This window comes from Streptomyces sp. (assembly GCF_031181555.1).
GTDB classification, from domain to species: Bacteria; Actinomycetota; Actinomycetes; order Streptomycetales; family Streptomycetaceae; genus Streptomyces; species Streptomyces fimbriatus.
In genome coordinates, this window is sequence record NZ_JAPSKQ010000038.1 from 38158 (window position 1) to 44963 (window position 6806).

A 6806-nucleotide genomic window follows, 5' to 3' on the forward strand; every position below is an offset into this window, starting at 1 on the left:
CGCCGAGCCGAAAATATCTTTCATCATGTGACCCGGGATGTGAAGGAAATTTTCGCGAGCGAGCGCGGCACCGGTGGCGCCCCGCCCGCGCCCGCCGCCCTCGCGGCCAAGGTGCGCACGCTGGCCCCGTCGATGACCCGTTCCATGCAGCGGGTCGCCGAGGCCGTCGCCGAAGACCCGGCCGGCTGCGCGGCCCTCACGGTCACCGGACTCGCCGAGCTCACCGGCACCAGCGAGGCCACCGTCGTGCGCACCGCCCGGCTGCTCGGCTATCCGGGTTACCGGGACCTGCGCCTGGCGCTGGCCGGCCTCGCCGCCCAGCAGCAGTCGGGCCGCGCCCCCGCCATCACCACCGACATCGCGGTGGACGACCCCATCGCCGACGTCGTCGCCAAGCTCGCCTACGACGAGCAGCAGACCCTCGCCGACACCGCGGCCGGCCTGGACACCGTCCAGCTCGGCGCGGCCGTGGCCGCCCTGGCCGCCGCCCGCCGCACCGACGTGTACGGCGTCGGCGCGTCGGGGCTGGTCGCCCAGGACCTCACGCAGAAACTCCTGCGCATAGGGCTGATGGCGCACGCCCACAGCGATCCGCACCTCGCCGTCACCAACGCGGTGCAACTGCGCGCGGGGGACGTGGCGATCGCCATCACGCACTCCGGATCGACCGGGGACGTCATCGAGCCGCTCCGGGTGGCCTTCGAGCACGGGGCGACGACGGTGGCGGTGACCGGCCGCCCGGACAGCCCCGTCACGCAGTACGCCGACCACGTGCTGACCACGTCCACGGCCCGCGAGAGCGAGCTGCGCCCGGCCGCGATGTCGTCCCGGACCGGTCAGCTGCTGGTGGTGGACTGCCTGTTCGTGGGCGTCGCCCAGCGCACGTACGAGTCGGCGGCCCCGGCGCTGTCGGCCTCCTACGAGGCACTGGCGCACCGGCACCGGAGCGTTGCGCGGTAGACCGTGACAGGCACGGAGAGGTGCGGGCGCGGAGGGGCGCGACGCGTGCGGGGCGACGGCCGTGGAAAGCTGCCGGAGGGACTCGCGGCCGGTCGCGCCCGGGCGGCTGAGCCGCACACCGAGACGCCGGACCGACCGAAGAGAGCCGTTCCATGACCCACACGCCCCCGTCCCGTGATCTGCGCACCGAGCTGGAGAGCCTGACCACCGAGGCGTTCCGCCCGGAGCTGGCGGACGTCGACCGGCTGCCCACCCTCGACGTCGCCCGGCTGATGAACGGCGAGGACGCCACCGTCGCCGGTGCCGTGGCCGAGCGGCTGCCCGAGATCGCCGCCGCGATCGACGCCGTCGCCGACCGGATGGCCCGGGGCGGGCGGCTGGTCTACGCGGGCGCGGGCACCGCGGGCCGGCTGGGCGTCCTGGACGCCTCGGAGTGCCCGCCCACCTTCAACACCGACCCGGCGCAGGTCGTCGGCCTGATCGCGGGCGGCCCCGACGCCATGGTCACCTCGGTCGAGGGTGCCGAGGACTCCCGGGAGCTGGCCGAGTCCGACCTGGCCGCGCTGGGGCTGACCGCCGACGACACGGTGGTCGGCGTCTCCGCCTCCGGCCGCACCCCGTACGCCGTCGGCGCCGTCGCGTACGCCCGCGCGCGCGGCGCCCTGACCGTGGGGCTGGCCTGCAACCCGGGCAGCGCGCTGGCGGCGGCGGCCGAGCACGGCATCGAGGTGGTCGTCGGCCCGGAGTTCCTCACCGGCTCCACCCGCCTCAAGGCCGGTACGGCCCAGAAGCTGGTCCTCAACATGATCTCGACGATCACGATGATCCGGCTGGGCAAGACGTACGGGAACCTGATGGTCGACGTCCGCGCCTCCAACGACAAGCTCCGCGCCCGCTCCCACCGCATCGTCGCCCTCGCGACGGGGGCGGAGGACGACGCCGTCGCACGCGCCCTGACCGCCACGGACGGCGAGGTGAAGCACGCGATCCTGGTCCTCCTGGCCGACGTGGACGGCCCGACGGCGGCCCGCCTCCTGAAGGAGTCCGACGGCCACCTGCGCGCGGCACTGACGAAGGCGGGCGACAGGCCCTAGGAGTCCGAGGAACCCGCGGGGGCCGCCGGGCCGGTGTCCGACGGCCGGCCGGTTCGGCCGCTCAGCAGCAGGGTGAGCACGCACGGGCAGCCGACCAGCCAGCTCGCCATCGCCCACGTCCCCCAGCCGAAGCCCAGCGTCACGGCGAAGGCGACGGCCGACGCCGTGAGACCGGCCACGGCGGCACGCCGCGGACCGGTGCCGGCCTCCCACTCACGGCGCAGCAGGCCGGAAGGCCGCCACATCCACCACAGGACGACACCGGCGAAGAGTGTCTGCACCACGGCGAACCAGGCGGGAACCGGGGGCAGCCCGTCCGGCCCCGCCCCGCCGCGCCACAGTTCCAGGAGCCCGCCGGCCAGGACGAACGGACCGGTCAGGGCGAACACCCCCGCCACGACGCGGAGGAAGCCGACGCGCACGACCGGCGCGCCGGCGCCGCCGAACGGCACGACCGTGTGGGACAACGCGTGGAAGCGGTGGGCCGCCCCCCGGAAATCCGTCGCGACGATCCAGCCGAAGGCCGTCGCGAACACCCCCCAGGCCACCGAGAACATCGCGCCGCTCCTTTTCACCGGACATCCGCCCCGGCCGGTGCCGACACCGGACGTGCCCGGGGACGGTAACCGGGCGCCACGGGCGCTCGTCATGCCGGGACCCGGCAAAGTACGGGCCCGCCGGATGCCGGAAGACGGACGCGGGGCAGGCTGGATCCGCACCCCGGCCGGGGATCCGTCCCGGCCGCGAGCCGCCGCGAACGGCCGCTCCGCGGGGCGGCGTCCCCGCCCGCGGGCGACCGTGCCCCGCGGACGACCGTGTTCTGCGCGCACTGGGATACTGGAGCCACCCGACACGGAGACGAACCATGAACCACGCGCAGCTCACCGCCCTGGGCCGCGCCCTGCGTGTCCTCGGCGAGCACGGTGAGGCGCTGTCCGCCGACACCCCGGACGCCAGGCTGCACGAGGTGAAGGCCGACCTGCGGCGGGCCCTGGACCTGCTGGAGGAGGGCGTCACCACGGCCGCGCCCAGCACGCGCTGCCCCGAGCACCCCACCGGCCCGGTCGACGAGAGCGCCCCCGACCTGTGCCTGCTGTGCGAGACCCGGCGCCGTGCCGCCCGCCGCGCCGAGTTCAACGGGCCGCCCCTGCCGCCCGAGCCCACCGCCCCCGTCCCCTCCCGGTACGGGGTCCGCGGCGACCGCCCCCAGCCGCAGCAGCGCTGGCTGCCGGAGCTGTGGAACGGCCAGGCCTGGCAGCTGTGCGGCACCCCGCGCCGGGACCGGCGCGAGGCCGAGCTGTACATCGCGGCCCAGCGGCGCGGTCCCCGCCCGGCCATGGCGTACCGGATCGTGCACGAGTTCACCGACTACGAGGTGCTGCGCGTGTGGGGGACGCCGGTCAGGGTCGACATCGAGCCCATGGGCAACCTCTAGGGTCTGCCGTGACGCCGAACGGCCGCCGCCCCCGGGAAAACCCCCGGGGGCGGCGGCCGTTCGGCCTCCGTGACCGGCCCTACGCCCTGGCGGCCTCCGCCGCCTCGGGAGCGCCCTCGGCCCCGGCGGGGGCCTCCCCCGCCGGGGCGTGCCGGCGCGGGATGAAGGCGGCGACGGCGAAGCCGAGGAGCGCCGCCCCGGCCCCGAGCGCCAGGACCGTGCGGAAGCCGCTCTCGGAGGGCAGCGCGTGCGCGCCGAACCGCGTGGTCATCTGGGCCAGGACGACCCCGGCGACGGCGCTGGCGACGGACGTGCCGATGGACCGCATGAGGGTGTTGAGGCTGTTGGCGGCGCCCGTCTCGGAGGCGGGCACGGCGCCCATGATCAGCGCGGGCATCGCACCGTAGGTGAAGCCGATGCCGGCGCCGATGACGCAGGACGCCAGCACGAAGTGCCAGACCTCCTCCATCAGCAGGACGTTCAGGCCGTAGCCGGCGGCCACGATCAGGGCGCCGGTCATCAGCGTCACCTTCGGGCCCTTGGCGCGGGAGAGGAGCGCGGACACCGGGGCCAGCGCCATCATCACCAGGCCGGACGGCGCCATGACCAGTCCGGCGGCCAGCAGCGACTGGCCCAGTCCGTAGCCGGTCCGCTCGGGCAGCTGCAGCAGCTGCGGGATGACCAGGGACATCGAGAACATCGAGAAGCCGATCGCCACCGAGGCGAGGTTGGTGATCAGCACCTGGGGACGGGCCGCGCCGCGCAGGTCCACCAGCGGCCGCTCGACCCGCAGTTCGTAGAGGCCCCAGGCCACCAGGACGACGACGGCCGCCGCGAACAGGCCGAGGGTGGTGCCGCTCGACCAGCCCCAGTCGCCGCCCTTGGAGATCGCCAGCAGCAGGCAGACCAGGCCGGCCGCCATTCCGGCCGAGCCGGCCAGGTCGAACCGGCCGCCGGTGCGCACCTTCGACTCCGGCACCAGGAGCAGCACCATGACCAGCGCGACCACGCCCAGCGCGGCCGAGGTCCAGAACAGCGCGTGCCAGTCGAAGTTGTCGGCGATGAGCGCGGCGGCGGGCAGGCCGAGGGCACCGCCGACGCCGAGCGAGGCACTGATCGTCGCGGTCGCCGAGCCCAGCCGCTCCGCGGGCAGTTCGTCGCGCAGGATGCTGATGCCGAGCGGGATCACCCCGGACGACAGGCCCTGCAGGGCCCGGCCGACGATCATCGGGACCAGCGAGTCGCTGAGTCCGGCGACCGCCGAGCCGATCACCAGCATGGCCATGCTGAGCAGCAGCATGCGGCGCTTGCCGTACATGTCGCCGAGGCGGCCCGTGACCGGGGTCGCGACGGCCGCGGCGAGCAGGGTGGCGGTGACGGCCCAGGCGGTGTCCGACGCCGAGGCGTTCAGGTACTGCGGCAGCTGCCCCACGATCGGGATCACCAGGGTCTGCATCAGCGAGACCACGATGCCGCTGAAGGCCAGCACGGCCACCACGGCACCGGGTCCGGGCGGTGCGGAGGTGCCGGGTGCGGCGGATCGGGCGGGTGCGTCGGACATGAAGGAGGTCTCCGGGAGGCTCAGGTCCACATCTGATTGTCTCGGGCAACCTTATATGTATTGCTTGACTTAAGCAAGTTAATGGTGCGTTACGGCCGCCCGTACGGCCGCACACGAGGTGCGGCCGGGGCGGCGGGACGGTGAAGTGGCGTCTCAGCTGAGGGAGTCGATCGACGCGGGGTCGTAGGGCGCGAGTTCGCCGAAGCGGCCGGAGAGGACCTTGGCCGCCCACTCCGGGTCCTGGAGCAGGGCCCGGCCCACGGCCACGAGGTCGAACTCCTCGCGCTCCATCCGGTCGAGCAGGTTGTCGAGGCCGCCCACGGCGGCCCCCTCCCCCTGGAACGCCCGGATGAAGTCACCGCCGTCGAGGCCGACCGACCCGACGGTGATGGCGGGCCTGCCGGTCAGCTTCTTCGTCCAGCCCGCCAGGTTGAGGTCGGCGCCCTCGAACTCGGGGATCCAGTAGCGGCGCGTGGAGGCGTGGAAGGCGTCGACGCCGGCCGCGGCGAGCGGGGAGAGGATGGCCTCCAGCTCCTGCGGGCTCTCGGCGAGGCGGGCGTCGTAGGCGTCCTGCTTCCACTGCGAGAAGCGGAAGATGACCGGGAACCCGGGGGAGACGGCCGCACGGACCGCCGCCACGACCTCCACCGCGAACTTCGCGCGGGCCACCGGGTCACCGCCGTAGGCGTCGGTACGGCGGTTGGTGCCGGCCCACAGGAACTGGTCGATGAGGTAGCCGTGGGCGCCGTGCAGCTCGACGCCGTCGAAGCCGATCCGCTCGGCGGCGGCTGCGGCCTCCGCGAAGGCGCCGATCACGTCGTCGATATCCCGCCGGGTCATGGCCCTGCCGTCCTCGGTGCCGTCGATCCGCAGCCCGGACGGCCCGACGGCAGGGGCGTCCGCGAACGGCGGCTGCCCCTGCCGGCGCACCATGCCGATGTGCCACAGCTGCGGCACGATCGTGCCGCCGGCCGCGTGCACCGCCTCGGCGACCTTCGCCCAGCCCGCGAGCTGCTCCTCCCCGTGGAACCGCGGCACCCGCTCCTCCTGCCCGGCGGAGGGGTGCCCGACGTACGTCCCCTCGGTGACGATCAGCCCGACGCCGGCGGCGGCGCGGCGGGAGTAGTACGACGCCACGTCCTCGCCCGGGACACCGCCCGGCGAGAACATCCGGGTCATCGGCGCCATGGCGATGCGGTTCGGGACGGTCAGGCCGTTGATCGTGGCCGGACGGGAGAGGACCCGGGCCGCACGGGAGGCGGCATCGGACGCTTCGAAGGCCTCGGAGGTTTCGGAGGTGGTGGCGGTCATGAGGACTCCTCGTGGGATACCAGTCGGTATATGCACGCGCATGGAGTGCGCGTCCACGTCAACCGGTGAGCACCGGCGGGCATTCCACCCGCCGGGACCGCCGAGGGTGATCCCGGACACGCCCGAGGGCGGCACCCCCTGCCGGAACAGGGAGTGCCGCCCTCGGTACTGACGGACCGGGTCCGAGCCTGCGGAGGCGGGCTCAGAAGTCCATGTCACCGCCCGGCATGCCGCCGCCGGCCGGGGCCGCGGCCTTCTCCGGCTTGTCGGCGATGACGGCCTCGGTGGTGAGGAACAGCGCGGCGATGGAGGCGGCGTTCTGCAGCGCGGAACGGGTCACCTTCGCCGGGTCGATGATGCCTTCCTTGACCAGGTCGACGTACTCGCCGGTCGCGGCGTTCAGGCCGTGGCCCGGGGTCAGGTTGCGCACCTTCTCCACCACGAC

The 6806-nt window shown here is 74.2% G+C and carries 7 protein-coding genes; 3 read left to right on the forward strand and 4 right to left on the reverse strand.

All coding sequences use genetic code 11. From position 1 onward, the window contains the following. Positions 1-27: 27 nt before the first annotated feature. Positions 28-960 carry a MurR/RpiR family transcriptional regulator gene (locus RIM90_RS11195; RefSeq protein WP_309060477.1) on the forward strand — a complete coding sequence of 311 codons (933 nt, stop codon included), beginning with the start codon at positions 28-30 and terminating at the stop codon, positions 958-960. A gap of 152 nt (positions 961-1112) precedes the next feature. After that, a complete protein-coding gene (murQ, locus tag RIM90_RS11200) occupies positions 1113-2054 on the forward strand; it encodes an N-acetylmuramic acid 6-phosphate etherase (RefSeq protein ID WP_309060478.1) in 942 nt (313 codons plus the stop codon). Here the strand turns inward: murQ and RIM90_RS11205 are convergent. Beyond that, the gene (locus RIM90_RS11205) at positions 2051-2611 is read right to left on the reverse strand and encodes a hypothetical protein (RefSeq protein ID WP_309060479.1); all 561 of its coding nucleotides are present in this window, start codon (positions 2609-2611) and stop codon (positions 2051-2053) included. The two genes, murQ and RIM90_RS11205, sit on opposite strands and share 4 nt — an antisense overlap. A 308-nt stretch (positions 2612-2919) precedes the next feature. On the opposite strand from RIM90_RS11205, the gene RIM90_RS11210 reads away from it, so the two are divergent. Continuing rightward, positions 2920-3489: a hypothetical protein gene (locus RIM90_RS11210; RefSeq protein WP_309060480.1), complete on the forward strand. Its 570-nt coding sequence runs from the start codon at positions 2920-2922 to the stop codon at positions 3487-3489. Between the two features lie 79 nt (positions 3490-3568). Here the strand turns inward: RIM90_RS11210 and RIM90_RS11215 are convergent, their stop codons facing one another. From RIM90_RS11215 to RIM90_RS11225, 3 genes are all read right to left on the reverse strand, one after another. Continuing rightward, complete coding sequence (locus tag RIM90_RS11215; RefSeq protein WP_309060481.1) at positions 3569-5050, reverse strand: MFS transporter; 1482 nt, start codon at positions 5048-5050, stop codon at positions 3569-3571. Between the two features lie 153 nt (positions 5051-5203). Then, positions 5204-6361, reverse strand: coding sequence for an NADH:flavin oxidoreductase (locus tag RIM90_RS11220; RefSeq protein ID WP_309060482.1), 1158 nt, complete (start codon positions 6359-6361; stop codon positions 5204-5206). Positions 6362-6563: 202 nt separating this feature from the next. Beyond that, positions 6564-6806, reverse strand: a 243-nt coding sequence (locus tag RIM90_RS11225) for a TCP-1/cpn60 chaperonin family protein (protein WP_309060483.1), incomplete at its 5' end; no start/stop codon positions are given.

Coding starts and splice junctions, on each gene's coding strand:
- murQ (WP_309060478.1), top strand. CDS start 1,113: ATGACCCACACGCCCCCGTCCCGTGATCTGCGCACCGAGCTGGAGAGC.
- RIM90_RS11205 (WP_309060479.1), bottom strand. CDS start 2,611: ATGTTCTCGGTGGCCTGGGGGGTGTTCGCGACGGCCTTCGGCTGGATC.
- RIM90_RS11210 (WP_309060480.1), top strand. CDS start 2,920: ATGAACCACGCGCAGCTCACCGCCCTGGGCCGCGCCCTGCGTGTCCTC.
- RIM90_RS11215 (WP_309060481.1), bottom strand. CDS start 5,050: ATGTCCGACGCACCCGCCCGATCCGCCGCACCCGGCACCTCCGCACCG.
- RIM90_RS11220 (WP_309060482.1), bottom strand. CDS start 6,361: ATGACCGCCACCACCTCCGAAACCTCCGAGGCCTTCGAAGCGTCCGAT.